The organism is Pseudofrankia saprophytica (genome assembly GCF_000235425.2).
GTDB lineage: Bacteria > Actinomycetota > Actinomycetes > Frankiales > Frankiaceae > Pseudofrankia > Pseudofrankia saprophytica.
In genome coordinates this window covers 84,318-108,513 of sequence record NZ_KI912266.1, presented here as the reverse complement: position 1 = coordinate 108,513, position 24,196 = coordinate 84,318, and the positions used below count along the sequence as shown (strand labels likewise).

Sequence of the window (24,196 nt, the reverse complement as noted above, 5' to 3'; positions counted from 1 at the left end):
CCACGGGGGACGAGCGAAGGAGGAGATGAGCCCCGGCCGTCGCCGCGGGAGCCCGTAGAGCCGGCAGACCGCGATGTGATCGCATCTCGAAGTACCTCACGGCGTAGCGGGGACCTTTGATTCAAGATAGCGTTCGATCCAAGGGTCGAGCCGGCTCCCGGTTCGACAGCGGTGTGGCCTGCGTCTCGACTGAAGAAGCGATGTGGGCGATCGCCCAATTGCATTACGGGACACGCCGACAATGTTTCCGGGAAGTATCTTCGTGCAATTGCATGTTACCGGGCTGGGTCGGGCTGGCGGGCACGTTCGCCGGCCGCGGTCGCCGCTGCCTCGTCGGCTCGCGGCCGCCGTTATGGCGGTCCACGGTCGCGGCTCGCGCGCGGGTGGAGACCGGGCGGCGGCGGTCGGCGGGCACGGCCGGGCCGGCGGCGAGCGGCGCGCGATCACTGCCGGCGTCGGGGAGGCATGGCCGCCGGTAAGGTTGAGGGCATGGCCGCCGACTTCGCTGAGGAGCTCAAGAACCTCGACGCGACTCTGACCGGTATCGAGACCGTGTTGGACGTCGAGGGGCTGCGTAGGCGCGCCGAGGGCCTGGAGCAGGAAGCCGCTGACCCGGACCTGTGGAGCGACCAGGACCGGGCGCAGGCCGTCACCCGCAAGCTGTCGTCGGTGCGTGGCGACATCGGCCGCGTCGAGGGGCTGCGCCGCCGGCTGGACGACCTCATCGCCGCCTTCGACCTCGACGACGAGGACCTGATGGCGGAGGCCGCCGACCAGCTGCCCGCGATGTCCAGGGACATCTCGGCGCTGGAGGTCCGCACCCTGCTGTCTGGCGAGTTCGACGAGCGGGACGCGATCGTCCAGCTGTCCGCCGGCGCGGGCGGGGTCGACGCCGCCGACTGGACGGCGATGCTGCTGCGGATGTACACGCGCTGGGCCGAGCGGCACGGCTACACCACCGAGGTGTACGACTCGTCCGAGGCCGAGGAGGCCGGGCTCAAGTCGGCCACCTTCCTGATCAAGGCGCCATACGCGTACGGAACGCTGCGCAGCGAGCACGGGGTGCACCGGCTGGTTCGCATCAGCCCGTTCGACAACCAGAACCGCCGGCAGACGTCCTTCGCCGGGGTGGAGATCACCCCGGTCGTCGAGCAGTCCGACCACGTCGACATCGACGACAAGGACCTTCGGATCGATATTTTCCGGTCATCCGGCCCTGGTGGGCAGGGCGTCAATACGACCGACTCGGCCGTGCGTATCACCCACCTGCCGACCAATATCGTCGTCACCTGCCAGAACGAGCGCAGCCAGTTGCAGAACAAGGCGGCCGCGATGGTCGTTCTGCAGGCAAAGCTGCTGGAACGACGACGGGCCGAGGAAGCAGCCGAAAAGCAGCGGCTGACCGGCGGCCCGCAGGACGTCTCGTTCGGGTCGCAGATCCGTAACTATGTTCTGCACCCATATCAGATGGTCAAGGACCTGCGGACCGACGTGGAGACGTCCAACACCGGCGCGGTGCTGGACGGCGAGATAGACGAGTTCATCGACGCCGAGGTGCGCTGGCGGCGCTCGGCCGAGTCGGGCGCCAACTAGCGAACGCCGCCGACTCACGATGCGCACCCGGCCGCCCGGTTCACCAGGACGACGTCGTCCGCCCGCCGGGCGTCCGCACGGTTCGTGGTCGTGGTCCTGGTCGGCGGCGCGGCTCGCACCGGGACGGCGGTCGGCCGAACTGCGGGCCGAGCGGGCGCGGCTGCTGGAGCTGCTGGCCGAGCTCGGCGAACCGGTGGACCCTCCCGACCCGGCGGATCCAGCGCCGGGGCCCGATCTCACGGACCCCCCGAACCTCACGGAACTGGGCGGTCTGGCGGAGTTCTCGGACCTGGCCGACCTGCTGGAGCTGGCCGACACCGCCGAGCCGGGAGGGACCCCGCCTCCGCCGGCGGACTGACCTGGTCCTGACGCGGGCGTGGAGGCTGACAATGGCCGCGCCGGCGGCCGGATGGCGGAAAGGTGACCTGACGGTGGAGTCGAGTGTGGGAACGGCGGGCGCGGGCGTCGGCTGGGTGGCGCTGGTCGGGGGCGGGCCAGGCGCCGCCGATCTGATCACCGTTCGCGGCCTGAACCTCCTGCGCCGGGCGGACGTCGTCGTCGTCGATCGGCTGGCGCCCCGCCAGCTGCTCGCCGACCTCGGTCCCGAGGTGGAGATCGTCGACGCGGGCAAGGGGCCGCATGGTCACAACCTCAGCCAGGACGAGATCAATGTGCTGCTCGTCGAGCGGGCGCTGCGCGGCCGGCGCGTCGTCCGGCTCAAGGGTGGGGATCCGTTCCTGTTCGGCCGTGGGGGCGAGGAGGCGCTCGCCTGCGCCGCCGCCGGGGTGCCCTGCGAGGTGGTGCCTGGGGTGACCAGCGCGGTCGCGGTGCCGGCGCTTGCCGGCATACCGGTCACGCATCGCGGCGTCACCCAGGACCTCGCCATCGTCTCGGGGCATGTCGACCCCTCTCACCCCGGATCGACATCCAACTGGGATGCCCTTGCCTCCGGGCCTGGAACGGTGGTCGTCCTCATGGGCGTCGCGGCGCTGGCGGAGATCAGCCGCGAGCTGGTCAAGCGGGGTCGACCCGCGGCGACCCCCGTCGCCGTCATCCACGCCGGCACGACCACCCGCCAGCAGGTCGTGACCGGCACCCTCGGCGACATCGCGGCCGCGGTCACCACCGCCGGCCTGGGCTCTCCGGCCATCATCGTCATCGGCGAGGTCGTCACCCTGAGCGCGGAGATCGGCTCCTACCGGATCCCGGACTAAGCCAGCAGGTGGCCGGTGGCCGCCTGACGCCGGCTCCGCCGCCTGACGCCGGCTCCGCCGCCTGACGCCGGCTCCGCCGCCTGACGCCGGCTCCGCCGCCTGACGCCGGCTCCGCCGCCTGACGCCGGCTCCGCCGCCTGACGCCGGCTCCGCCGCCAGACGAACAGAGCCAACGACCGCCGGCGCAGCGAGGTGACACCGCTGGCGGCCGGATGACGCGGCTAGCGCAGCGAGATGATGCGGTCGTCGTCCTGGGCTGGCTGACCGCGGCCGTCGGTGTTGCTGGTGGCGACCCAGAGGGTGCCGTCGGGGGCGGTGACGATCGTGCGCAGGCGGCCGTAGACGTCGGCGCGCACCGCCCTGGGCGTGCCTGCCGTCGGCGCGCCCGTCGTCGGGGCGGTCGGCGAGGCGGTGCCCTGGGCGAGGCCCGGGCGCAGGTCGATCGTCCAGATCCGCTCGCCCTTCAGCGCGGCGGCGTAGAGGACGTCGCCCGCGATCGCCGCGCCGCTCGGTGAGGCGTCGTCGGTCGGCCAGGTGGCCACTGGGCTGGTGAAACGCCCGCCGTCGGTGTCGCCGACGCCCTCGACGACCGGCCAGCCGTAGTTCGCGCCCGGCCGGATCAGGTTGACCTCGTCCCAGGTGTCCTGGCCGAACTCGGTGGCCCACAGCCGGCCGGCGCTGTCCCAGGCCAGCCCCTGCACGTTGCGGTGGCCGAGGCTGTAGACCAGCGACCCCGGGAACGGGTTGTCCGGTGGGACCGAGCCGTCCGGGCGCATCCGGAGGATCTTGCCGTTGAGGCTCGCCAGGTTCTGCGCCCGGGTGCGGTCCGTGGCGTCCCCGACGCCGGCGTAGAGCATCCCGTCCGGGCCGAAGGCGATCCGGCCGCCGTCGTGGAACTGCGCGGAGGCGAGACCGGTGAGGATGGTCGTGACCTGGCCGATCTTGGGCGTCGCGCCCGCGCCCGCGCCGTCGCCGGTGCCGTCGAGCGTGAACCGGACGATCCGGTTGTCGGTGCGCGTCGTGAAGTAGGCGTAGACGAGGTGGTCGGACGGGTAGGTCGGCGAGACCGCCAGCCCCAGCAGGCCGCTCTCGCCGACGTGGTACACGCCGGGCAGCGCGCCGATCTCCACCGGGGTGCCGTAGCCGCCCTTGCCTCCGCCGTCGTCGGCCGGCATGAGCAGGATCTTGCCGCTGTCACGCTCGCCGATGAGCGCGTCGCCGTCCGGCAGGAACGCCAGCCCCCAGGGCGAGCGCAGCCCGGTCGCTATCACCCGGTCGGCCCGCGGGTCGTCGCCCGGCGCGGCGGACGCGGGCACGCCGCCCGGCGCGAGCGGTGTCGCGGTAGTCGGCCCGCCGGGCGTCCCGGGGCCGGTGTCGTCGGGCGTGCCGCCGGAGCATGCGCTCAGGACGGCGGCCAGGATTATCGCCACGACCCCCGCCATGATGATCAGCGGTGTCCGCGGCCGGCCTGCTGTCCTCAGGAAACGCCGGTCCAGACCAGATGCCATGGTTCCAGGATCCGCCACGGTCAGCTGGTCCGGGAATGACCCGACCTATCCGAATTCCGACGGGCGAAATCCCAACCCCGTGCCCGTATTCGTGCCCGCCTTGCTGGATCTGGTGCCTACTGGACCTGATGCGCGGCGAGCAGCGCCAGCGCGGTCAGGACGAGGAGCAGCAGGGCGACCAGCTGCGGGGAAACCGTGAACCCACCGGACTGGTGGTGGAGCTCGGCGCGGGCGGCCCGGCAGGTCGGGCAACGGCCTTCGGCCACTGGGCTCGCGCACCGCGCGCAGACCAGGTCGTCACAGCACATAGCCGCCGTCCCTTCTACCGTCCGCCGGGGCGGGCGCCGCCCCACGATGCGTTCTTCCCGGATCCGCCGGTGGGTTACCAGGCCGCGAGGGCCTCTTGCCCACCAAGTTCCCCGTCGTGATTCTTTGAGGTCATGATCCTTAAGAACCCATGATCCTAAGACCACACTGTCGGACGCTGTCTGTTCACCGTACGCCCGCTTACCGGTCACGACCATCTAGTCACCTACAGTGGTGAGAGCAGTTCGGACGGTGATGGATTGGGATGGTCGGGGCGGCGGCGGTTCAGGCGCCGCCGCACCGGCCGCCCGGAAGGGGCCCGGGATGATCCGGCTCGACGCGGTGACGATGACCTACCCGGCGGGCACCCGGCCGGCGCTGCGTGACCTCACCCTGCGCATCGACGAGGGGGAGTTCGTCTACCTCGTCGGCCCGTCCGGCTCGGGCAAGTCGACCCTCCTGCGGCTGTTGCTGCGCGAGGAACGAGCTACCAGCGGGCTGGTGACCCTCGACGGGATGGATCTCGCCGCGATCCCCGACCGGAGGGTGCCGCTGCTGCGCCGCGCCGTCGGCTGCGTGTTCCAGGACTTCCGGCTCCTGCCCGACCGCACCGTCGCCGGCAACGTCGCCTTCGCCCTCGACGTCGTCGGCCGGCCGCGGCACGTCGTTCGCGCGGTCGTGCCCGAGGTGCTCGGTCTCGTCGGCCTCGCCGGCAAGGAGAACCGCTACCCCGACGAGCTGTCCGGCGGCGAGCAGCAGCGGGTCGCGATCGCGCGGGCGTTCGTGGGCCGGCCGCGGGTCCTGCTCGCCGACGAGCCGACCGGCAACCTCGACCCGGCCACCAGCGAGGGAATCATGCGACTGTTGGACGCCGTCAACCGGACCGGGACGACGGTGGTGATGGCGACGCACAACGCCGGGCTGGTCGACGCGCGCCGCCGCCGGGTGATCGAGCTCGCGGACGGCGCCTGCGTCCGCGACGAGCACGGCGGCGCGTACGAGGCGGACGAGACGGGCACCGCCGCCGCGACACCGGGCCAGGGCACGACCGGCATGACGGCCGCCGCGGGCACTCCCGCGGGCGCGGGCGGCGGGGTGGACTAGGTGCGGATCGGGCCACTGCTCGCGATTCTCGGCGCCGGCCTGCGGCGCAACCTGGCAGTGACGTCGGCCGTGGTCATCACCGCGGCTGTGTGTCTGGGCATGCTGGGCGCGGGACTGCTGCTGCGCGCCGAGGTCCACACGATCGACGGCTACCTGGTCGACCAGCTGGAGGTCGTCATCGACCTCACCGACGACGTCACCCCGGCCCAGCGGACCGCGCTGACCGACGACCTGAAGGCCGACCCCGCCGTGCTGGCCGTCCGTTACGAGGACAAAGAGCAGGTCTACGAGCGCTTCAAGCGGGACTTCCGGTCCTCGCCCGACGTCGTCGCCGGGGTTGGGCCGGCCGACCTGCCGGCGGCGCTGCGGCTGCGGCTCGTCGACCCGCGCGCGGGTGACGAGATCGTCCTCGGCTACACCGGCCGCGACGGCGTCGAGGCCGTGCGCGACCAGCGCGCGCTGCTGCGGCCGCTCTACCGGGTGCTGGACGGGTTCAGCGTCGCCGCGTTCACGCTCGCCGCCGTGCAGGCGGCCGCGTCCGGCGCGCTGATCTACACGATGATCCGTGTCTCGGCACATGCCCGCCGCCGGGAGACGGCGATCATGCGGCTCGTAGGAGCGACGAACGCGACGATCCGGGCGCCGTTCGTGCTGGAGTGCGCCCTGTCGGGACTGACGGGTGGAATGGTGGCGGCGGCCGCGCTGGTTATGTGTAAGGCATTCCTGGTCGACGGGCGCTTCGCGCACCAGACGACGTTCCCGCTGTTCGGCTGGGACGCGGTGTGGGTGTCCGGCGGCGCGGTCATGGCGCTGGGCGCGCTGGCCGCGGCCGCGATGGGCAGCCTGGCTCTCCATCGTCACCTGCGGGCGTAGCGAGCCCCGCAGAGCTGCCGCGAGGCGACGCGAGGCGGGCGGCACCGCCCCCGCGCTCGCCGTCGCCGTCGTCCGAACGATCACGGGAAGCTCGGCGGCGCCCGAAGCGGCGGGCGTGGCGGTACCCTCGTGACCTTGGGGTGCTGGCCGCGCGGGGTTGGGCGCGGCTTCGCGAACGCGAGACAGAACGCGGTCTCGCGGACGCGCGAGGCGGACGCCAGCCAGAGGGCGACGCCAGTCAGAAGACGACGCCAGTCAGAAGACGACGCAAGACGGAAGACGGTTGAGGGAAGACGGTGCCGAAGGAGACCGGTCGCAAGACGATCGCGCAGAACCGGCGTGCCCGGCATGAGTACGACATCCTCGACACCTACGAGGCCGGCGTGGTGCTCACCGGCACCGAGGTCAAGTCGCTGCGGCATGGGCGGGCGTCGCTGGTCGACGGGTTCGCGCAGGTCGAGAACGGTGAGGTCTGGCTGCACAACGTCCACATTCCCGAGTACACCGAGGGGACGTGGACGAACCACGCGCCGCGGCGCAAGCGCAAGCTGCTGCTGCACCGCGACGAGATCGAGAAGCTCGTCGGCAAGACCAAGGAGGGCGGCCTGACCCTGGTTCCGCTCGTCCTGTACTGGAAGGACGGCCGGGCGAAGATCGAGGTCGCGCTCGCCCGCGGTCGCAAGAACTACGACAAGCGCGCCGCGCTCGCGGAGAAGGACGCCAAGCGCGAGATGGCCCGCATTATGGGCCGCCAGGCGAAGGGCCGTCACAGCTGAGCCAGCGCCCGCCGCGGGACGAGTCAGACGAGCTGGTGGACGGCGAGACCGCCGGTCCGTCCGGCTCGTCCAGCCGCTCTGGCTCGCCCGCCGAGTCCGGTTCGCCCGCTGAGTCCGGCTCGTTCGGCGAGCCCGGCGAGGCCGGCCAGTCGGGCTCGGCCGGGTCTGACTGGCTGGGCGAGCTGACCTCGACGCGGGGCGGGCGGCTGCTCGCGCGGGCGGCCGCGGCGCTCGAGGCCGGCGACGAGCTCGGGACCGGTGCCCGGTTGCGCGCCGCGGGGGTGCCGCCCGAGCTGGTCGCCGCCGCGTTCACCCAGGCGGAGTTGCGCCTGCGGGCGGCCGGCACGTTCACCCGCGCGGGCGAGATGCTGTTCACCAGGGCTGGGCTGGAGCAGTCGACAGCCGAGGCCGCGGCCCACCATCGCGCCGCCCGGTTCGCCGGGCTGGGCCGCGTCGCCGACCTCTGCACCGGCATCGGCGGGGACCTGCTCGCGCTGGCCGCCGCCGGCCACCCACTCGTCGCCGTCGACCGTGACCCCCTGCACCTGCGCATCGCCGTCCACAACGCGCGCGTCTACGCGCCAGACGCGGATCTCGACGCGCGCGGAGCGGACGTCCGGGACGTGGAGCTGGCGGGTATCGAGGCGGTGTTCGTCGACCCGGCGCGCCGCGCGGACGGCCGCCGGTTCGCCGCCGGTACCAGCGAGCCGCCGCTGCCCTGGTGCTTCGCGCTCGCGGAGCGGGTGCCCGCCGTCGCGGTGAAGGCGGCACCGGGGTTGCCGACGGCGCTCGTCCCGCCCGGCTGGGAGATCGAGTTCGTCGCCGACGGCCGCGACCTGAAGGAAGCGGTGCTGTTCTCGCCGGCCCTGGCCTACGGGACGCCGCGGCGCGCGACCGTCCTGCTCGACGGCGCCCTGCTCGACGGCCTCCTGCTCGAGGGCGTCCTGCTCGACGGTGTCCAGTTTGACGGCGTCCGGCTCGACGACGTTCCGCTCGAGGATGCCGGCTCGCCGAGCGGTGACGGACCGACGGCGGCGGTAGGGCCGCCGGAGATCTCGCCCGGGACCCCACCCGAGGCCCTGCCTGGGATCTCGCCCGAGCTGGGCCGGCAGAGCGTCGTGGCCGTGACGCTCGCCGGAGAACCCGACGGCGAGCCTGGCGACGACGGTGAGGAAGGTGTGGGCGCGCGCCGGCTCGGCGAGCCCGGCACCTATCTGTACGACCCGAGCCCGGCCGTCACCAGGGCTGGGCTCGTCGGTGAGCTCGCCCGCCGGCTCGGCGCGTGGCAGATCGACCCGATGATCGCCTTCCTTACGTCCGACCGGGCGGTCCCGACGCCGTTCGCCCGAATGCTGCGGGTCGAGGCGAGCCTGCCGTTCGACGTACGCCGGCTGACCGTCCTGCTGCGCGGCATGGGGATCGGCGCGTTGGACCTGCGTCGCCGGGGGCTCGCGGGCGACGTCGACGCCCTGCGCCGGCGGCTGCTTCCCGCCCGTCGCGACCTGGTCGCGGGTGGTCCGGCCGTCACCGTCGTCATGACGCGCCACCACGACCGTCCCTGGGCCTTCGTCTGCACCGCCCCAGCGAGCCCCAGCCACCGGGCGCCCCGAGCGGCCCGGCCATTCAGGCCGCCCGAGCCGCGCCGGGCGGCCGCGCGGCGCGGTGACGGTGCGGCAGAGTGATGGAACAGACGTCGATCCGGCATGGTTGCGTTGGCAACAATATGGTGAGGGCCGGATCTGAGGTCGGATGCGTGGTCGGCGCCGCCGGCCCAGTGACCAGGCCCAACGACCGGAGGCGGCGGGGACGATGGAAATCAAGGAACTCGGGCACCTGGTGCTCTACGTGCACGACATCGAACGATCGGCGTCGTTCTACCGGGACACTCTCGGATTCCGGCAGATCTTTCCGGATCCCGGCAATGACGGCCCGCTGCCGTTCCCCGCGGCGGGGTTCTCCTCGGGGCGGACCCACCACGAACTGCTGCTCATCGAGGTCGGCGAGGACGCGGCGGAGCTGCCGCGCGGCCGTCGCGTCGGGATGTACCACTTCGGGCTGAAGGTCGGCGACACCGACGACGAACTGCGCGAGGTGCTCGCCCAGATCACCGAGGCGGGCGTCTCGATCGCGGGCGCCTCCGACCACACGGTGACGCACAGCCTGTACATCTTTGACCCGGACGGCAACGAGATCGAGCTCTACATCGACGTCGCCGGCGTCGACTGGAAGAACGACCCGACCCTGGTCGCGGCCCCGATCCGCCCGCTGCGCCTCTAGCCCTCCGCCGCCGACGCCGAAGATCGGCCCCGGCCCACGATCGTTCATGATCGCCACGGCGAACGTTGGTTGGGGGCGGCGCCAGCGCCCGCCGCCAGCCAATCCCCGGGTGTCCGGGCGACACTGTGACGAGGGCGCGGGGCGCCCTTGGGTGGCGGACGCCGCGCACCCGACTGCCTGGTTACGGGCCGGTGCGCCTGGCGGGGGCTGGTGATGGTTCGGGGCTGGCGAGGTGGCCGGGCCGGTGGCCCGGTCGCGCACTGGCCGCGGGCCACGGCGGGTGCCCTGCTGTCGATGACGTTCGTGTCCGGGCTGGTGGACGCGGTCGTCTTCCTCGCCATCGGCCATCTGTTCGTGGCGATGGTGACCGGGAACATCATGTTCCTCGGCTTCACACTGGCCGGAGCGCCCGGTCACTCGGCCGCGCAGCTCGCGACCGCGGTGACCGGTTTCTTCGTTGGTGCCGTGGTCGGCGCGCCGCCCCGGCGCTCACCCGCCAGACCCGGCCCCACGGACGGCGCGATGCGCACGGACGACGCGGACGACGCGACGTGGGCCGCGCGGCGTCCGTTGGCGCTTGCGGCGGCGGCCTACGCCGGCCTGCTCGTCATCGGCCTCGTGATCGCCATGGTCTTCGACGCCGAGGCGGGCCGGATGCGGTACGTCATGATCGTCGTCCTGGGACTGGCGATGGGCATGCAGAACGCGGCCGGCCGTCGGCTGGCGATGCCGGACATTCCGACCAACGTGCTGACGACCCAGCTGACCATGATCGCGGCTGGTGGCTGGCGCACCGGTGAGCTGGGACGAAGCGCCCGGCGGCGTTCCGCCGCCCCGGTCGTGATGTTCAGCGGCGCGCTCGTCGGCGCCGCCACCTACCGCGCGGGCGGCGTACCGGTGCCGCTCGCACTCGCGTCCGCGCTCGCCGTCGTCGTCGCGCTGGAGGTCGCCACCGGCCGCGTCCGTCCGCCCTGAGCGTTGGGCGCTCGGGGCACGGCATGGGTGCGGGTGCGGGGTGCGTGGCACACCGCGGCGCCGGGGCGGGAACAAGCCCGGCTGGCGAGCGTTATACTTGCTGGTGGAAACGAACTTGCCGGGCGGACGAGCCGAGGGTATGTTCGATCACCAGGGCCTTCGGGCTCGTTGTTCCTCTTGAACTGCACAGCACGGTATGACACCCACGGTCAACGCATTGCCGCAAGGCGGGCATGGGCGTGGGAACCACCTTCGCCAAGGCACGATGATCGCGTCCGCGGTGGTGGTGTCTGAACCTGGGGGTGACCGGTTTCGACTTCGGACGCCACGCCAGGGGAAGCGGGCCGAGGATGAGCGGTTATCTCGCTAACGATCCGCTCAAAAAAATAGCTGCCAACAAGACGCAGCCTGTTACCTCCCGTTACGCCCTCGCGGCCTGACGAGATATAGGTAACTGTCAGCCTGGGAGCTCCTCCGGCCCAGGACCTGGCATCGCTAGGAGGATCACCTCGCCACCCGGTCACGGGGTAGCGCGGAACATCAAACAGTGACTGGGCCCACACCGGCCTGCCTGCGGGACCGGTGGGGCCGAGAAATAAGGAGCAGGCTGCGCCCGGAGAAGCCCTGACGCGCCGCCGGAGGACGCGGGTTCGATTCCCGCCACCTCCACCAGAGCCGCCAAGTTCGAACCATGATCTTGACGGCTTGTGGCCTTGTAAGACAGTTCGCCGCCCGGACGTCGTCCGGGCGGCGTTTTGCTGTGCCCATAAGGCGCTGTGCCCGTAAGTTGCGGCGCCCGTAAGTTGCTGTGCCCATAAGACGCCCAGTGGTGTCGTGGACGGGTTCGAGAATTTTTTGGGTGCATGAGACGTAGGTCCGGCCTTCGGGATGCACGCTCCAACGTGCCCACTGCCGCCGGAGGCTGCGACGTACGCGGCCTCGCCTGCCGCATGTACATCGCCTGAACCACGGCCGGTCTCGCATCTCATGATCTGGTGGGATCCTCGGAGCTATAACGCCGAAGATCCAACCAGATCATGAACGGCTCACCCGAGAACGCGCGGAGCGCGGCGCCCCGACGGGCCTCTTTACTGTGCGCGGCTGCGGCCACGTCCAGCCGCCGCCCGACGACGACCGCCCGCCTCGGCGCCCCCGCCCCGACGTCTGTCGGCAAAAAGTGACGGAATGACTTCGCTGTGTGTCGATCGTGCTAGCGGGGGTCGCGGGTCTGCCCCGACCATGACGGTGGCGTTGGCGACGGTGTGTTTGGGTGGCCAGTTGGGTGGGATAAAGCATCCGAAATCACGACGGGCGATCGTCGAATATGCTTCGCCTACCTGGAGGCTCCCGTGGTCTGGACCATCATCTTCTGGCTTTTGCTCGGCCTGGTCGCCGGCGCGGTCGCGCGTTTCGTCGTGCCCGGCCGTGACCCGATGGGCGTCGTCGGGACCATCGTCCTCGGGGTCGTCGGCTCGTTTCTCGGGGGATTTCTCGGATACCTCATCTTCGGTAAGGACCTGAGCGAGGGTGCGCTGCAGCCGTCCGGGGTCGTCGGGTCCATCATCGGCGCGATCGTCGTCCTGCTGGTCTACCGGGCCGCGAGCCACCGCCGCGTTCTGCGCTGACGGCGCTCCTCGGAGACGACCCCGTCAGCCCATAGGCGACCAGGATCGGCGGTCGGGGGCAGTCGCGGTCGGGGCAGGAGCCGGGTCTGATGTTCCGGAGAAACTCTGATGTTCCGGAGAAACTCGGCAGGCCTGGTTTCCCGCGGCGCCTTCGGTCGATGGCGGATCACGGTCCAAGTGGGCGGGCGGTCCCGAGACGGGGCCGTCCGCCCACCTCACATCAGTACGTCGTCCGCCCGGCGGGAAGCACCAGAACAGCCAGAAGCACCAGAACATCCATAGGACACCGGCCCGGAACAATGGAATCGGGAAGGCAAAATGGCTGGACGCGAGAAATGCTCACTCGCCCCACGCTGTCCCGCCCACGCCGGCCCGCGATCAGTCGTCGGATCAGTCGACGTGAGGTGGCGTAGGCACAGGTCCCGATCGCGACGCTGGCTGCCGACGTGGTGAGCGAGCGGGCCGAGGAGTTCTGGATCGTGTCCGATCCGACGGCCGTCCGCGAGACCCGGCACGCCGTGCGACGGTTGTGTCGAGGCGCCGACCTGGGCACCGACACCTGCGAGACGGCCATGTTGCTGGCCAGCGAGACCGTGACGAACGCCATCGTGCATGGCGGCCCTCCCGCGCGCCTGGTCATCCGGGTCTCGGCCGGCGGCATCCGCGTGGAAGTCACCGATGGCACCGCCCGCCCGCCCGTCGCCGTGCCCGCGCGGCCCGACGACACGAACGGCCGGGGCATCCAGCTGATCGACACGCTCGCGACCCGCTGGGGAGTCCAGCGACATCCCGATGGAAAGACCGTGTGGTTCGAGGTCGCGCCAGCTTCCCCAACCACCCCGCCAACCCCGACCTGGCCCCCGATCGGCTGACGCGCCCGGCGCACCGCGACTCGTCTTCCAGGCCACCGATGAGGAGGCCGTCGAGACCGGGCATCTTGTGGCGCCGTCGACGACCGCTCGGACGAGAAGCCGCAGGCCGTCGACCTCGTCTCGGAGGTCAGAACCGTTCGGCGGTCAATGGCCGGGGTAGCCGGACGACGCTGACGAAGAAGTCGTCGATGTGCCGGATGACCTCGACGAACCGCTCGAAGTCGACGGGTTTGGTGATGTAGACGTTGGCGTGCAGGTCGTAGCTGCGCAGCACGTCCTCCTCGGCCTCGGACGTCGTCAGCACGACCACCGGAATGTGTCGCAGCGTGCTGTCGGCCTTGACCTCGGCCAGCACCTCCCGGCCGTCCTTGAGCGGGAGGTTCAGGTCGAGCAGGACGATGTCCGGCCGAGGGCTGGCGCTGTACTTGCCTTCGCCCCGCAGGAAGTGCAGCGCCTCCACGCCGTCGCCGACGACGTGCAGGTTGTTCTTGACCTTGTGGTCCGCGAACGCCTCCCGGGTCATCAGCACGTCGCCTGGGTCGTCCTCGACGAGCAGGATCTCGATCGGCAACACGGGTTCGGAAAGCGGATTGGGCACGCTGCTCCTTCGTGTGCGGCGATCCGGGACACACGCCGCACCTCCTCTGTCGGGCCGTCGACGCGGCGGCGATCGCCTTGATCGGACTCGTCGCCTATGCCTGGCCCTTAGCCGGCAGGCTACACGGCGGTCCAACCGGCGCAGGGTCCCGCGGGCAGCGGGGAGCGGGCGGTAAGCCGCGTTCGAGGCGGCGTTCTCTCCGGCCCGCATCCGCGACTCGTGCAGCGCCAGGGTGGCCTGTTCGGCCTCGCGTCGTTCGATGTCGTAGCCCAGCGCCGTGATGGCGCACCTTGGCGGGAAGGCAGGGTTTGCGCTGGTCTATGGGGGAATAGGTCCCGCGGTTGCCGTTCTCGACGCTGAGCGAGGTCCGATGCCGACGCTTCTCCCTCCCGCCGCCCCCGCTGATCGCCTTCAGCCCATCCGCCCGGCGGAAGCCGCCTCCTTGCCTCAGACGGTCGGCCAGCCGCCGCATGGCGAGGACGACGCCGCGGCGCCGGCGCTCGACCTGGGGATGGCACTCGACGTGGCCGAGGTATCCGAGGCGATCGGGGGCGATTCCCTGGCCGAGGCCTACGCCGACGAGAGCGACCTCGACGTGGACCTCCTCGACTGGCGGGTCGGCGCCGCCTGTGGCTCAGCGGACGTCGAGATCTTCTTCCCACCGGAGAGCGCCGACGGACAGGAAAGGCTCCGGCGGGAGGCGGCCGCCAAGGAGATCTGCGCCGGGTGCCCGGTCCGCGTGCTGTGCCTGCTCTCGGCGATGGTCACCGGGGACCGGCACGGGATCTGGGGCGGCACCACCCCGGCCGAGAGGCTCACGAACGCGGACGGGTCGTTTCTCCAGCTGGATGCCGCCTGAGTGCGTAGCGCCGGCCGGGGCATGCTCCCGGCGAACGACGCCCACGAGCGACCGGCGGCAACGAAACCAGGCCTGCGGGTCTCTCGCGTGTGCCCGCGCCGATGCCCACGGGACCCGTGGGCATCGGCGCGGGCACGATCGCGCCCGGTTTAGTGCGGTTCTCATGGGTATGAGACTTCTATGCTTATCGACATCTTGATTGCGATCGTCATCGTCGCGATCGCCGCCGCGCTAGGACTGACGGTTCATCCAGTGCTGTGGGTGATTGTGATTATCGCCGTGCTCTGGCTCGTGGGCCGCCGCGGCATCGGCCGAGGCGGCCGATCGAGGCTCTAGCGGTAGGCTGGCCGCGGACCTGGAAGCGGGATATCCTCCGGCATATGAATTCCCAGGCCCACGAGGGTGGGCATGGTTGAACCCCCGTCACGCGAGTGGCGGGGGTTCTTGCCTTGTCGGGAAACCCCGATGTGTGCATTCCACCGGGTCCCGGTAGGCGCATTCGCGATGGGCCCTTGGAGGGGCTGGTCGTGGCGCAGCGCCCAGGGCTGGCCCAGCTGGGCGGCGCTGGCGTTGGCGCTGGTGGCGCAGGTGGCGGTTAGAGCGTCGCTGGTGGTCAGACGGAGCTGGTGGTGTCGGTGACGACGGTGGAGACGCCGTTGCCGAGGGCGCCGAGCCAACCAACCGCCGTGTGCACGATGGCCGCGGCGTCGCTGGGTGCGGTCATTACGTAGAAGACCACGAATATCCAGAATGCCCATGGCAGCAGGGCCTTCACTGTCGCGCACCTCCCACGGATGGTCTGTGTTTAAACAATAACCGTCCGCCGTCGGCGGCGCCGGCTCGATAGTGATCGTCTTGGCGCCTGTTTCTCGGCACATTTCGGATACCCACCCGGCCGTGGCCGAATTGATACCCGGAGACACGTGCCAATGCCTGGACGGCTGGCGCTCGCCGGCCGACGTCCCGGTCACGTAGCGGAAGGGTTCGGGTGTGTGCGGACGGGCGCGGTCGGCGATTCTGGGAAGGAGGGGGAATGAGGTGTTGCGCGACGTGGGGCCTCACTGCTTGTCCCGGGCCGTCGCCGGCCGGTACCCGAAGGGCCGCGCGTCGGCTGGGACCGGGCCGGCACGCGGTCCGGCGGCGCACTCGGCTGGAACGGTGAGCGGGCGGGTGTTCTGGTGGCTGGCCGGTGGAACCGCGCTGCTGTACGTGGGAGCGCTCGTCCCACTGGCCTTCCTGGGTGGACAGCCGCGGGTGGTCTTCCAGGGGATCGCGTTCGTCACCTGCAGTGTGTTCGCGGCCGTCGTAGCTGGTGTCGCCATCGTGCGCAGCCGCGGTGCCGAGCGTCGTTGGCGCCTGCTGCTGAGCAGTGGTCTGGCCTCGGCGGTGGGTGGGTCGATCGACTGGATGATCACCTGGCTGGTCGCGGACCGTTCCTCGGTCACGCTGGATGCCGCGGACCTGGTGTACCTGGTGCCGCCGTTGCTGGCCTCGCTGGGCCTGCTGAGCATTCCGATCCGGCCGGCCGAGGGGTCAGCGGAGCAGCGTGCGCCTCCGCTCGACCATGAGGAAGGACGGCATGCCGCGGCTGTGGTGGTCGCGCTGGACAGCCTGATGATCGTGGTGTCGATGTTCCTCATCGCCTGGGTCGCGGTGCTGGAGAACGTCACCGCCAGCGGGTTGAGCGGGTGGCCGTTCGCGCTCGCCCTCGCCATCCCGTTGAGCGGGATGTTGTTGATCGTGGTCGCCGTCCTGCTGATGACGTTCCGACGGCCCTGCAATGGCCGGTCGATGGGGCTGGTGACCGCCAGCCTGGTGCTCTTCGCCGTTTCGGAGACGGCGTTGATATTTCTGGCCGCGGGCGGGCCGTTCGAAGTCGACGACACGGCGCTGTACTGGATCGGCACCGTCCTCGCCCCGCCGCTGCTCGCGCTGGCCATGGTCGTCCCGCCGGGACCGGCCAGGAGGCGACCGGCACGGCCGGGCCGGGGCGGCGGCGAGGACCGGTCGCTGTTGGTCCATGCCTATCTGCCGTACCTGCCCCTGGGCGTCGCCGCGCTGCTGGTCGTCGTGCCCGCTGCCCGGGGCCAGGCCCTGCAGGGGATCACTCTGCAGCTCTCGATCGTGCTCGTCACCCTGGTCACGATCCGCCAGCTGATCACGGTCGCGCAGAACACCCGGCTGATGGCGAGCCTGCGCGCGACCCAGCGCGGCCTACGCCACCAGGCGCTGCACGACCCGCTGACCGGCCTGGCCAACCGCGCCCTGTTCACCGCCGAGGTCGACCACGCCGTCGACGCACACCGCGCCAGCGGCCGGCCACTCGTCGTGCTGTTCTGCGACCTCGACGACTTCAAGACCGTCAACGACACCCTCGGCCACGGCGCCGGCGATGAGCTGTTGCGCGCGGTCGCCGGGCGGCTGCGCGGCGCCGTCCGCGCCCAGGACCTCACCGCCCGCCTCGGCGGCGACGAGTTCGCCGTCCTCATGCGCGACCCGTCCGACGACCCACGCGCGACCGGCGACGCCACCGCGAGGCACATCCGAGAAGCCATGAGCCCGGCGTTCCAGGTCCACGGGCAGCGGCGCGACCTCCAGGCCAGCGTCGGCGTCGCCGTGGCCGACGCCGGAACCCCCGTCGCCAGCACCGAAGATCTGCTTCACCGCGCCGACCAGGCGATGTACGCCGCCAAGAACCGGCTCCGCCACCCAGGCTTTCACCCAGCCCTTTCCGCCTCTCGCCTTGGCCTGCCACGATTCCTCCATCGGAGAACGCCCGGGGCGTCGGCCCCCTGGTGATCGCCGTGCTGTCGCAGCCCGATGTCGGGGCTGGTGGCGGCCGCCGCAGAGGGCCCGCGTTCCCGGCGTCGCAGCGCGGCGCGGGTGACGGGCTCGACGAACCGGGCGGCGAGCGGGCCGAGGATGGCCATCAGCAGCACGTAGCTGGCTGCCAGCGGTCCCAGCTTCGGGTTCACGCCGGCCGCCACGGCGAGGCCGGCGATGACGATCGAGAACTCGCCGCGGGCGACCAGCGCCGCCCCGGCGCGGAACCGGCCGAGCGTCGCGATTCCCGCCCGCCGGGCCGCCCACCAGCCGGTCAGCACCTTCGTCGCGACTCCGGCCAGCGCCAGCAGCGACGCCGCGCCCAGCACCGGCGGGATCGCCGACGGGTCGGTCTGTAGCCCGAAGAAGACGAAGAACACCGCGGCGAACAGGTCCCGCAGCGGAGTCAGCACCTCGCTGGCGCTCTCGGCGACCGGGCCGGACAGCGCGATGCCCACGAGGAACGCGCCGACCGCGGCGGACACCTCCAGTCGCTGCGCGACGCCCGCGACGAGCAGCGCGAGCCCGAGCGCCCGCAGCAGCAGGATCTCGTCGTTGCGGTCGGACTTCGGGTTGAACACCAGCAGGGTGACCTTGGCGCCGTGCCGCAGCGCCACGACCAGCACCCCGACCAGCGCGCCGAGGGCGATCGCTACCGTCAGCGAGCCGCGAGCGACGGTCTGGTGGGCCAGCAGCGCCGTCACGACCGGCAGGTACACCGCCATCGCCAGGTCCTCGAGCACCAGCACCGACAGCACCACCGGCGTCTCCCGGTTGCCGAGCCGGTGCAGGTCGCCGAGGACCTTCGCGATGATCCCGGACGACGAGATCGCGGTCACTCCACCCATGACCACCGCCGCGAGCGCGCCCCAGCCGAGCAACAGGGCGGCGGCGACGCCTGGAGCCGCGTTCAGCACGAGGTCGAGGCCGCCGGCCGGTGCCTGGCGGCGCAGCCCGTGGATCAGCTCGCTGGCGGTGTACTCCAGGCCAAGGGTAAGGAGCAGGAGGACGACGCCGATCTCCGCGCCTGTCTTGATGAACTCCTCGCTGGCCCCGAGCGGGAGCAGCCCACCGTGGCCGAACGCCAGCCCGGCGAGCAGGTAGAACGGGATCGGGGAGATCCCGACCCTGGAGGCGACGTGTCCCAGGATCCCGAGGCAGAACAGCACCCCGCCGAGCTCGATGAAGACCGATGCCGTGTCATGCACGCCGTCACCCACTTCCTGTCTGGTCAGCCGGTGCGGAACAGCTCGGCGACGGCGGCGGTGTTCTCCGGGGTTCCGACCACCACGACGACGTCCTCGGCGGCGAACCGGAAGTCCGGCCGCGGCGAGGCGAGGACCTCCTGGTCGCGTACGACCGCGACGATCGACGCGCCGGTGCGGGTGCGCGCCTGGGTGTCGCCGAGCGGCCGGCCCGCGTAGGGGGAGTCCGGCGAGATCCGGATTCGTTCGCCGACCAGGCCCGCGAACATCTTGTTGAGGTTGGCCAGCTTCTCGACGATGTGCGGCGCGCCGAGCAGTTCGGAGAGCGCATCGCCCTCCTCGGCGGTGAGCATCAGCGACTCGGCGACGGCGTCCGGGTCGTCCGCTCCGTAGATCACCAGCTCTCGCCGGCCCTTGTGGTGCGCGACGACGCCAACCCGGCGCCTGCCGCGGGTGGTGAACTCGTGCCGCAGCCCGATGCCGGGCAGCGCGGTCTCCTCGATCTCCATGGATGCGGCCTTTCGTTGGCTCTCGGCAGTCGGCGGGCCAAAGGGTGCGCGAGAATGATCTTCTTTCGCACACCCGGAGGCCGTTGTCCCCGAGATCACTGACGGGAGGTCATCGGCCAGGCGCGGAACGTCCAGCGGCGGAACGTCCAGCGGCGGAACGTCCAGCGGCGGAAGGCTCGGTCTCGGGAGTCGGCCCGGGAACGGCGCCGGTGCGAAGGCGCGGACCCTTCGACGGCACGTCGACCGGGACCCGGCCAGCGGTGTCGGTGTCGTCGTCGGCGGCGGCGTCGATGGCGTCGGTGGCGGGAGGCAGCGGGAGCCCCTCGCGGCCGGGCCTCCCATCCGCGGTGTAGCGAATGGGCCGCGACAGCGCCTCCAGACCGAACCGGCGCCGATCTCTGCGCAGATCCCACCAGATCACGATCGTTGGCGCGATGAACATGAAGCCGAGAAGCGGGACCACGATCAGTACACGGCCCCAGTCGAGTCCTGAATGCACAGGCTGTTCTCCATAACGGTGTCCCTGGGCCCAGCCCGCGACGGGGGAGGGCGCCAGGCAAGACGAATGTGAAGCCCCAGCCGCGTCGTCTCGAACGCGGCGGAAGATTCCGGACCGGTGGGCGACGAGGAAGGGCCAGCGAAGAAGTGCCACCCCGGCGGCAGATCACCGGCGGCGTCCGGCGACGCCGTTGCGCCGTTACGCGGCAACGGCGCAACTTGGCAACGGCGCAACGCGGCAACGCTTTCGCGGACGTCGCGGACGTCGCGGACGTGGGCGCAGCTGGATGTCCGGCGGGTCGACCTGGAGAGCCAGGCCGGTCAGGAGACGACCGCCCGCGACGCCGGGCCACCCATAACAGGGCGCTCCGGTCAGAGCCGGCCGGATTCGCGATCCGCCGCTCGCGCGATCAGCGCGCGGCAGCCAGGGGTTCTACTACGGCGTTATCTACCTGGCAGGTGGGCCACGGGCGCCGCACACACCGTCGAGCTTGTCCGGCCGGCGACCGCGGCCAACAGCTCGTCGCCACCAGACGAGACCCGGCAGCGTCAGCCCGAAGAGCGTCGCCGCGACGGCCAGATCGCCAGGATGATCGGGGGCCAGCTTCGCCGACACCGCCATGCGGCCATCGACGCGGGGAACGACCACATCCGCGCGGGCCGCGGAACCCGCGACCGAGGAGACGGCGGCCAGCGCCCGGTCCGACGCTCCCGCGCCAGCACCGCCGCCGCCACCGCCCGCGCTCAGCAGGCCAATCACCAGCAGGGCCACCGCCCAGAGGGCGCCGAAGCTCCGGCGCCGGACGGTGACCATGTGCCCAGCGTAAACCAAGGCCACAACCCACGAACGTGAACCGATTCCGCTTCGAGATCAGTCAGGCGCTGCGCGACAGTGGCCTGACTGATCTCGAACAGGCCGTTCCGTCGTCAGGCCGGGGCTGGCCGGTGATGCCCCGCAGCCCGCAGCCCGGGCCTGGTTCCTTAACGTTCCGTGGCTGTCAAGCCTGATCTAACTGCCCAGCTCGAACATGTCGGAGTGCTCTGAACTGCATGTTTGCGACACGCGACCCAGACTTAAAGACTCCTGTGATTGCTCTGTGTGACTGTTGATGGACGGGCCCGCAGGTCGCTGTCGGTAACAGGTTCGACGCGGCTCCATGGCAATCCCACTGCAGCTAGGTCGCGTCCAGCGGCGTGATGTACGGAGAGTGACGTCGCGTGATCCTGGGTGCAGGTTATGCGGTGAGGGCTTCGGGGGTCACGCTGATCTCGGGTGTGTCGGGCGCGGTTTCGGCTGGGTCGGTTTTGGCGAGGATTTCCAGGCCGAAGTAGCGGTGGGTCTCGATCCATTCGTCGTGCTGTTCGGCGAGGACGGCGCCGACGAGTCTGATGATGGCGTCGCGGTTCGGGAAGATCCCGACGACGTCGGTGCGTCGGCGGATCTACTTGTTCAGCCGTTCCTGCGGGTTTGAGGACCAGATCTGGCGCCAGATCTCCCGGGATGGGCGGTGAACGCGAGCAGGTCGGCTTTGGCTACACCGGCGCCGCGACGGTGGATGGTGCCGTTGGTGACCGCCGCCGTGCTGGCCGGGGGAACGGTGACCGCGTGCTCGTCGGACTCGTCGGATAAGCCGCGGAATCCGGTCGCCGCGCCGACCCCGAAGGTGGGAGATATCCCCTCCTGCGACCCGGAGAAAGGCGCCCGGCCCGACGCCGTGCCCGGGGACTGCGGCCGCGACGACAAGGGTGAGTGGAAGTTCGCGGGTACGGTGAACAACCGCTCGAAGGACAAGCGGGACTATTCGATCGTGGTCGACTTCGTGCTTGACGAGGGCAACACGGTCGTCGACACGAAGGTTGTGAAGGTGCCCGGAGTCGCCGGCGGGAAAAGCGCCGACTGGACGATTCTCGGCGCGTCCGGCAAGGAAGACGATCTGCGCTGCGTCATCCGTAACGTCCAGTTCTCCTAGCCGTCGGTTGCCCCGGCGGCCCCGCACCGCCGCCGGGGCCGCCGGCTGGGGCTGCCCGCGTCAGCGGACCACATCGAACACCTGCTTCTGGACGCCGTTGGCGTAGGCCTGGTACTCCACCAGCTTCAGCATGGCCTTGTCCTTGTCGGCCGCGCTGAACAGCCGCTTCCCGGCGCCCAGCAGGACGGGAAACACCAGCAGGTGGTAACGGTCGACCAGGCCCGCGTCGGCCAGGCTCTTCCCCAGTTCCGCGCTGCCGTGCACCGCGATCGGGCCGCCCTCGGTCTCCTTCAGCGCCGCGACCTCGTCGACGGAGCGCAGGATCGTCGCCGGCCACCGCGGGTCGTCCTGCGTGAGCGTGGTCGAGACGACGTAACGCGGCATCGCGTTGTAGCCCGCGAACTCCTCCATCGTCGGCCAGATCGGGGCGAACGCCTCGTAGCTGATCCGCCCCAGCAGCAGCGCCGTGGTCTCCTCCTGCTCCCGGCCCTTGATCTCATAGGCGGCCGGGTCGAAGTCGATGTCCTTGAAGGTCCAGCCGGTGTTCCGGTACTCCGCCTCGCCGCCCGGCGCCTCCATGACGCCGTCGACGGACACGAAGGCGGTGACGATCAGAGTGCGCATCCTGGACTCTCCTCTTTGCTGGGTCGTGGACTTCCGCTTGCTGTGTCGTGGACCTCCGGCATTGCCGTGGTCCCGGTCCCGCGGTCCGCTCGGTGCTTTACCTGGTCAGACTGACCGACGGCCGGGAACTCATCGGTGACCGGGTCCGGCGCGCGCCGCCCGCCGCCCGCCGCCGGGTCTGTCGGTCTCCACGGCTGGGTCGATCACCGCGGGAAGGTGGCCTCGATGTCCAGCCCGCCGGTCGGCCGGGCCGCGGCGGCGAGCCGGGCGCCGTGGGCCTCGGCGATCGCCCGGACGATCGCGAGGCCCAGGCCGTGGCCCTCGCCGTGCCGGATGCGCCGGCCGTGCAGCTGCTGGAACGGCTCGAAAAGTCGGGCGACCTGCGCTGGCTGGACGACCGGCCCCGAGTTGCGGACGGACAGCCGCGCCCCGCTGGAGGTCGCCGACGTCGTCACCTCGACCCGCCCACCGGCCACGTTGTAGCGCAGCGCGTTGTCGACCAGGTTCGCCACCAGGCTCTCGACCAGCCGCGGATCCCCCGACGCGGGTGCCGCGTCGAGGGTCGAGTCGACGGCCACGTCGGCGGGCCGATGCGATGGGCGGTACGACAGGACCTGCCGGGCGATGTCGGCCAGGTCGAACGGCTCCCGCCGGTCCACGCCCTGCTCGCCGCTGGCCAGGGTGAGCAGGGCCTCGATCAGTCGCTCCTGCGTCGCGCCCAGCTCAAGCACCTCCCCGCAGGCCACCCGCAACGAGTCGACCGTCGTGTCGGGGTCGGCGAGGGCGACCTGCAGGACGGCTCGCTGCGCGGTCAGAGGTGTGCGCAGCTCGTGCGACGCGTTCGCCACGAAGCGCCGCTGCGACGCGAACGCGGCCTCCAGCCGGCCGAAGAGGTCGTCGAGGGTCGCCGCGAGCTCGGCGAACTCGTCGGCGCGGCCGGTCGGCCCCAGCCGGCGGTGCAGGTTGCTCGCCGAGATGTCCCGGGCCGTCGCGGTGATGGTCCGCAGCGGCCGCAGGAACCGGGCCGTCACCAGCCAGCCCAGCCCGACCGACACCAGCAGCAGCGCGACCAGGCACAGCGACCAGGTGAGGAACGGGAAATACGTCGTCGTGGTCGGCCGCATCCCTGGCCCTGGGCCTGGCCCGAGCCCGGGATCGAGCACCGCGCCGACCGGCGCGGACGACCTGGTCCCGACCAGCGCCGCCGTCAGCAGCACCGTGCCCGACACGAAGAACGGGATGGCGTAGAGCAGCATCAGCTGCGTCCGCAGCCGCCGCGGCAACCGCGGGCGGGGGATCACAGCTCGCCGATCCGGTAGCCGCCCTCGCGGACGGTGAACACCACCGGCGGGTCGCCCAGCTTGGCGCGCAGCCGGCGGATCGTCGTCTTCACCGCGGTCGTGAACGGGTCCGCCGCCTCGTCCCACACCCGTTCGAGCAGCTCCTCGGCCGGCACCGGCCGTCCCGACGCGGCGAGCAGGCATTCGAGCACTCCGAGCTCCTTCGGGCTGAGGTCGAGGCGCCGGCCGCCCCGGGACGCGACCCGCCGACCCGGGTCGAGGGTCAGGTCGCCGTGCTCCAGCACCGGCGGCACCAGGGCGGTCGGCCGGCGGGCCAGCGCCCGGATCCGGGCGACCAGCTCGGCGAAGTCGAACGGTTTCGGCAGGTAGTCGTCGGCTCCCAGGCCAAGCCCGTCGACCCGGTCCCTGACCGTGCTCGACGCGGTCAGCATGAGGACCCGGCTGCCCGAGTACGTGGCGACGATCCGCCGGCACACCTCGTCGCCGTGCGTGCCGGGCAGGTCCCGGTCGAGCACCACCACGTCGTACCGGGTGGACACGAGGCGCGCCAGCGCGTCGTCACCGTCGAGCGCGACGTCGACCGCCATCCCCTCGCGGCGCAGCCCGGTCCTGATCGTGCGGGCCAGAATCTCGAAGTCCTCCACCACCAGGACGCGCATCCCATCACCATCCCAGGCCGGCGGTGG

At 71.2% G+C, this 24,196-nt stretch carries 26 protein-coding genes, 1 other RNA gene and 1 pseudogene; 16 read left to right on the top strand and 12 right to left on the bottom strand.

What is annotated here, in order from left to right; all coding sequences use genetic code 11:
• Positions 1-489: 489 nt before the first annotated feature.
• The 3 genes from prfB to cobA are packed head-to-tail and all read left to right on the top strand — an operon-like array spanning position 490 to position 2,807.
• Complete coding sequence (prfB, locus tag FRCN3DRAFT_RS0200470; protein WP_007512825.1) at positions 490-1,593, top strand: peptide chain release factor 2; 1,104 nt, start codon at positions 490-492, stop codon at positions 1,591-1,593.
• A gap of 19 nt (positions 1,594-1,612) precedes the next feature.
• A complete protein-coding gene (locus FRCN3DRAFT_RS0200465; protein WP_007512827.1) occupies positions 1,613-1,951 on the top strand; it encodes a hypothetical protein in 339 nt (112 codons plus the stop codon).
• Positions 1,952-1,982: 31 nt separating this feature from the next.
• The gene (gene cobA / locus FRCN3DRAFT_RS0200460) at positions 1,983-2,807 is read left to right on the top strand and encodes a uroporphyrinogen-III C-methyltransferase (RefSeq protein ID WP_007512828.1); all 825 of its coding nucleotides are present in this window, start codon (positions 1,983-1,985) and stop codon (positions 2,805-2,807) included.
• A 221-nt stretch (positions 2,808-3,028) separates the two neighbouring features.
• On the opposite strand, the gene FRCN3DRAFT_RS0200455 is transcribed toward cobA, so the two are convergent.
• On the bottom strand, positions 3,029-4,315 hold the full coding sequence (locus FRCN3DRAFT_RS0200455) for a PQQ-dependent sugar dehydrogenase (RefSeq protein WP_007512830.1): 1,287 nt from the start codon (positions 4,313-4,315) through the stop codon (positions 3,029-3,031).
• 116 nt (positions 4,316-4,431) lie between these two features.
• Entirely contained in the window at positions 4,432-4,581 is a 150-nt protein-coding gene (locus FRCN3DRAFT_RS0200450; RefSeq protein ID WP_232793872.1) for a hypothetical protein, read from the bottom strand.
• Positions 4,582-4,945: 364 nt separating this feature from the next.
• On the opposite strand from FRCN3DRAFT_RS0200450, the gene ftsE reads away from it, so the two are divergent.
• The 9 genes from ftsE to FRCN3DRAFT_RS0200410 all read left to right on the top strand — a co-directional run bounded on the left by ftsE (position 4,946) and on the right by FRCN3DRAFT_RS0200410 (position 13,123).
• A complete protein-coding gene (gene ftsE, locus FRCN3DRAFT_RS41955; RefSeq protein ID WP_232793871.1) occupies positions 4,946-5,725 on the top strand; it encodes a cell division ATP-binding protein FtsE in 780 nt (259 codons plus the stop codon).
• The gene (ftsX, locus tag FRCN3DRAFT_RS0200440) at positions 5,726-6,598 is read left to right on the top strand and encodes a permease-like cell division protein FtsX (protein ID WP_007512836.1); all 873 of its coding nucleotides are present in this window, start codon (positions 5,726-5,728) and stop codon (positions 6,596-6,598) included. It abuts the gene before it with no gap.
• Positions 6,599-6,894: 296 nt separating this feature from the next.
• A complete protein-coding gene (gene smpB, locus FRCN3DRAFT_RS0200435; protein WP_007512838.1) occupies positions 6,895-7,374 on the top strand; it encodes an SsrA-binding protein SmpB in 480 nt (159 codons plus the stop codon).
• A gap of 35 nt (positions 7,375-7,409) precedes the next feature.
• The gene (locus FRCN3DRAFT_RS50905; RefSeq protein WP_007512839.1) at positions 7,410-9,056 is read left to right on the top strand and encodes a THUMP-like domain-containing protein; all 1,647 of its coding nucleotides are present in this window, start codon (positions 7,410-7,412) and stop codon (positions 9,054-9,056) included.
• 127 nt (positions 9,057-9,183) lie between these two features.
• Positions 9,184-9,651 (top strand): VOC family protein, encoded by a 468-nt coding sequence (locus FRCN3DRAFT_RS0200425; RefSeq protein WP_007512840.1) that lies wholly within the window; start codon positions 9,184-9,186, stop codon positions 9,649-9,651.
• Positions 9,652-9,945: 294 nt separating this feature from the next.
• Positions 9,946-10,626 carry a YoaK family protein gene (locus FRCN3DRAFT_RS41950; protein ID WP_063630198.1) on the top strand — a complete coding sequence of 227 codons (681 nt, stop codon included), beginning with the start codon at positions 9,946-9,948 and terminating at the stop codon, positions 10,624-10,626.
• Between the two features lie 298 nt (positions 10,627-10,924).
• Positions 10,925-11,298: a transfer-messenger RNA gene (gene ssrA / locus FRCN3DRAFT_RS50470) on the top strand.
• 677 nt (positions 11,299-11,975) lie between these two features.
• Complete coding sequence (locus FRCN3DRAFT_RS0200415; RefSeq protein ID WP_007512844.1) at positions 11,976-12,251, top strand: GlsB/YeaQ/YmgE family stress response membrane protein; 276 nt, start codon at positions 11,976-11,978, stop codon at positions 12,249-12,251.
• A gap of 449 nt (positions 12,252-12,700) precedes the next feature.
• Positions 12,701-13,123 carry an ATP-binding protein gene (locus tag FRCN3DRAFT_RS0200410; protein WP_232793870.1) on the top strand — a complete coding sequence of 141 codons (423 nt, stop codon included), beginning with the start codon at positions 12,701-12,703 and terminating at the stop codon, positions 13,121-13,123.
• Between the two features lie 127 nt (positions 13,124-13,250).
• Here the strand turns inward: FRCN3DRAFT_RS0200410 and FRCN3DRAFT_RS0200405 are convergent, their stop codons facing one another.
• On the bottom strand, positions 13,251-13,721 hold the full coding sequence (locus tag FRCN3DRAFT_RS0200405) for a response regulator (protein WP_007512848.1): 471 nt from the start codon (positions 13,719-13,721) through the stop codon (positions 13,251-13,253).
• A 442-nt stretch (positions 13,722-14,163) separates the two neighbouring features.
• On the opposite strand from FRCN3DRAFT_RS0200405, the gene FRCN3DRAFT_RS50900 reads away from it, so the two are divergent.
• Both FRCN3DRAFT_RS50900 and FRCN3DRAFT_RS54695 read left to right on the top strand, forming a co-directional pair.
• Positions 14,164-14,580 (top strand): WhiB family transcriptional regulator, encoded by a 417-nt coding sequence (locus FRCN3DRAFT_RS50900; RefSeq protein WP_232793869.1) that lies wholly within the window; start codon positions 14,164-14,166, stop codon positions 14,578-14,580.
• A gap of 180 nt (positions 14,581-14,760) precedes the next feature.
• Entirely contained in the window at positions 14,761-14,916 is a 156-nt protein-coding gene (locus tag FRCN3DRAFT_RS54695; protein WP_007512851.1) for a hypothetical protein, read from the top strand.
• Between the two features lie 277 nt (positions 14,917-15,193).
• Here the strand turns inward: FRCN3DRAFT_RS54695 and FRCN3DRAFT_RS54690 are convergent, their stop codons facing one another.
• Positions 15,194-15,355, bottom strand: coding sequence for a hypothetical protein (locus tag FRCN3DRAFT_RS54690; protein ID WP_007512853.1), 162 nt, complete (start codon positions 15,353-15,355; stop codon positions 15,194-15,196).
• A 383-nt stretch (positions 15,356-15,738) separates the two neighbouring features.
• Between FRCN3DRAFT_RS54690 and FRCN3DRAFT_RS0200385 the strand changes: the two genes are divergently transcribed.
• Positions 15,739-17,379, top strand: a complete 1,641-nt coding sequence (locus tag FRCN3DRAFT_RS0200385; protein ID WP_232793868.1) for a GGDEF domain-containing protein — start codon at positions 15,739-15,741, stop codon at positions 17,377-17,379.
• On the opposite strand, the gene FRCN3DRAFT_RS0200380 is transcribed toward FRCN3DRAFT_RS0200385, so the two are convergent.
• The 5 genes and pseudogenes from FRCN3DRAFT_RS0200380 to FRCN3DRAFT_RS50895 form a co-directional block, all read right to left on the bottom strand.
• A complete protein-coding gene (locus FRCN3DRAFT_RS0200380) occupies positions 17,298-18,611 on the bottom strand; it encodes a cation:proton antiporter (protein WP_007512857.1) in 1,314 nt (437 codons plus the stop codon). The two genes, FRCN3DRAFT_RS0200385 and FRCN3DRAFT_RS0200380, sit on opposite strands and share 82 nt — an antisense overlap.
• 23 nt (positions 18,612-18,634) lie before the next feature.
• Positions 18,635-19,117 carry a cation:proton antiporter regulatory subunit gene (locus tag FRCN3DRAFT_RS0200375; protein ID WP_007512859.1) on the bottom strand — a complete coding sequence of 161 codons (483 nt, stop codon included), beginning with the start codon at positions 19,115-19,117 and terminating at the stop codon, positions 18,635-18,637.
• Positions 19,118-19,226: 109 nt separating this feature from the next.
• Positions 19,227-19,616, bottom strand: coding sequence for a hypothetical protein (locus tag FRCN3DRAFT_RS50465; protein ID WP_007512863.1), 390 nt, complete (start codon positions 19,614-19,616; stop codon positions 19,227-19,229).
• Between the two features lie 447 nt (positions 19,617-20,063).
• Positions 20,064-20,429: a hypothetical protein gene (locus FRCN3DRAFT_RS0200365; RefSeq protein WP_007512864.1), complete on the bottom strand. Its 366-nt coding sequence runs from the start codon at positions 20,427-20,429 to the stop codon at positions 20,064-20,066.
• Positions 20,430-20,850: 421 nt separating this feature from the next.
• A pseudogene (locus FRCN3DRAFT_RS50895) lies at positions 20,851-21,149 on the bottom strand (transposase); the annotation flags it as partial.
• A 34-nt stretch (positions 21,150-21,183) separates the two neighbouring features.
• Here FRCN3DRAFT_RS50895 and FRCN3DRAFT_RS0200355 point away from each other — a divergent pair.
• On the top strand, positions 21,184-21,585 hold the full coding sequence (locus FRCN3DRAFT_RS0200355; protein WP_232793867.1) for a hypothetical protein: 402 nt from the start codon (positions 21,184-21,186) through the stop codon (positions 21,583-21,585).
• 60 nt (positions 21,586-21,645) lie between these two features.
• Here FRCN3DRAFT_RS0200355 and FRCN3DRAFT_RS0200350 read toward each other — a convergent pair whose 3' ends face one another.
• The 3 genes from FRCN3DRAFT_RS0200350 to FRCN3DRAFT_RS0200340 all read right to left on the bottom strand — a co-directional run bounded on the left by FRCN3DRAFT_RS0200350 (position 21,646) and on the right by FRCN3DRAFT_RS0200340 (position 24,169).
• Entirely contained in the window at positions 21,646-22,209 is a 564-nt protein-coding gene (locus FRCN3DRAFT_RS0200350) for a dihydrofolate reductase family protein (protein ID WP_007512866.1), read from the bottom strand.
• Positions 22,210-22,412: 203 nt separating this feature from the next.
• On the bottom strand, positions 22,413-23,510 hold the full coding sequence (locus FRCN3DRAFT_RS0200345; protein ID WP_007512867.1) for a sensor histidine kinase: 1,098 nt from the start codon (positions 23,508-23,510) through the stop codon (positions 22,413-22,415).
• On the bottom strand, positions 23,507-24,169 hold the full coding sequence (locus FRCN3DRAFT_RS0200340) for a response regulator transcription factor (protein ID WP_007512868.1): 663 nt from the start codon (positions 24,167-24,169) through the stop codon (positions 23,507-23,509). The genes FRCN3DRAFT_RS0200345 and FRCN3DRAFT_RS0200340 overlap by 4 nt, the downstream gene beginning before the upstream one ends.
• Positions 24,170-24,196: the final 27 nt, after the last annotated feature.

What these genes read in the sequence shown, in the direction of transcription:
- FRCN3DRAFT_RS0200365 (WP_007512864.1), bottom strand. Translation starts at nt 20,429, where the DNA reads ATGGTCACCGTCCGGCGCCGGAGCTTCGGCGCCCTCTGGGCGGTGGCC.
- FRCN3DRAFT_RS54695 (WP_007512851.1), top strand. Translation starts at nt 14,761, where the DNA reads ATGCTTATCGACATCTTGATTGCGATCGTCATCGTCGCGATCGCCGCC.
- FRCN3DRAFT_RS0200455 (WP_007512830.1), bottom strand. Translation starts at nt 4,315, where the DNA reads ATGGCATCTGGTCTGGACCGGCGTTTCCTGAGGACAGCAGGCCGGCCG.
- prfB (WP_007512825.1), top strand. Translation starts at nt 490, where the DNA reads ATGGCCGCCGACTTCGCTGAGGAGCTCAAGAACCTCGACGCGACTCTG.
- FRCN3DRAFT_RS0200375 (WP_007512859.1), bottom strand. Translation starts at nt 19,117, where the DNA reads ATGGAGATCGAGGAGACCGCGCTGCCCGGCATCGGGCTGCGGCACGAG.
- FRCN3DRAFT_RS0200350 (WP_007512866.1), bottom strand. Translation starts at nt 22,209, where the DNA reads ATGCGCACTCTGATCGTCACCGCCTTCGTGTCCGTCGACGGCGTCATG.
- FRCN3DRAFT_RS0200465 (WP_007512827.1), top strand. Translation starts at nt 1,613, where the DNA reads ATGCGCACCCGGCCGCCCGGTTCACCAGGACGACGTCGTCCGCCCGCC.
- ftsE (WP_232793871.1), top strand. Translation starts at nt 4,946, where the DNA reads ATGATCCGGCTCGACGCGGTGACGATGACCTACCCGGCGGGCACCCGG.
- FRCN3DRAFT_RS0200340 (WP_007512868.1), bottom strand. Translation starts at nt 24,169, where the DNA reads ATGCGCGTCCTGGTGGTGGAGGACTTCGAGATTCTGGCCCGCACGATC.
- cobA (WP_007512828.1), top strand. Translation starts at nt 1,983, where the DNA reads ATGGCCGCGCCGGCGGCCGGATGGCGGAAAGGTGACCTGACGGTGGAG.
- FRCN3DRAFT_RS41950 (WP_063630198.1), top strand. Translation starts at nt 9,946, where the DNA reads ATGACGTTCGTGTCCGGGCTGGTGGACGCGGTCGTCTTCCTCGCCATC.
- FRCN3DRAFT_RS0200425 (WP_007512840.1), top strand. Translation starts at nt 9,184, where the DNA reads ATGGAAATCAAGGAACTCGGGCACCTGGTGCTCTACGTGCACGACATC.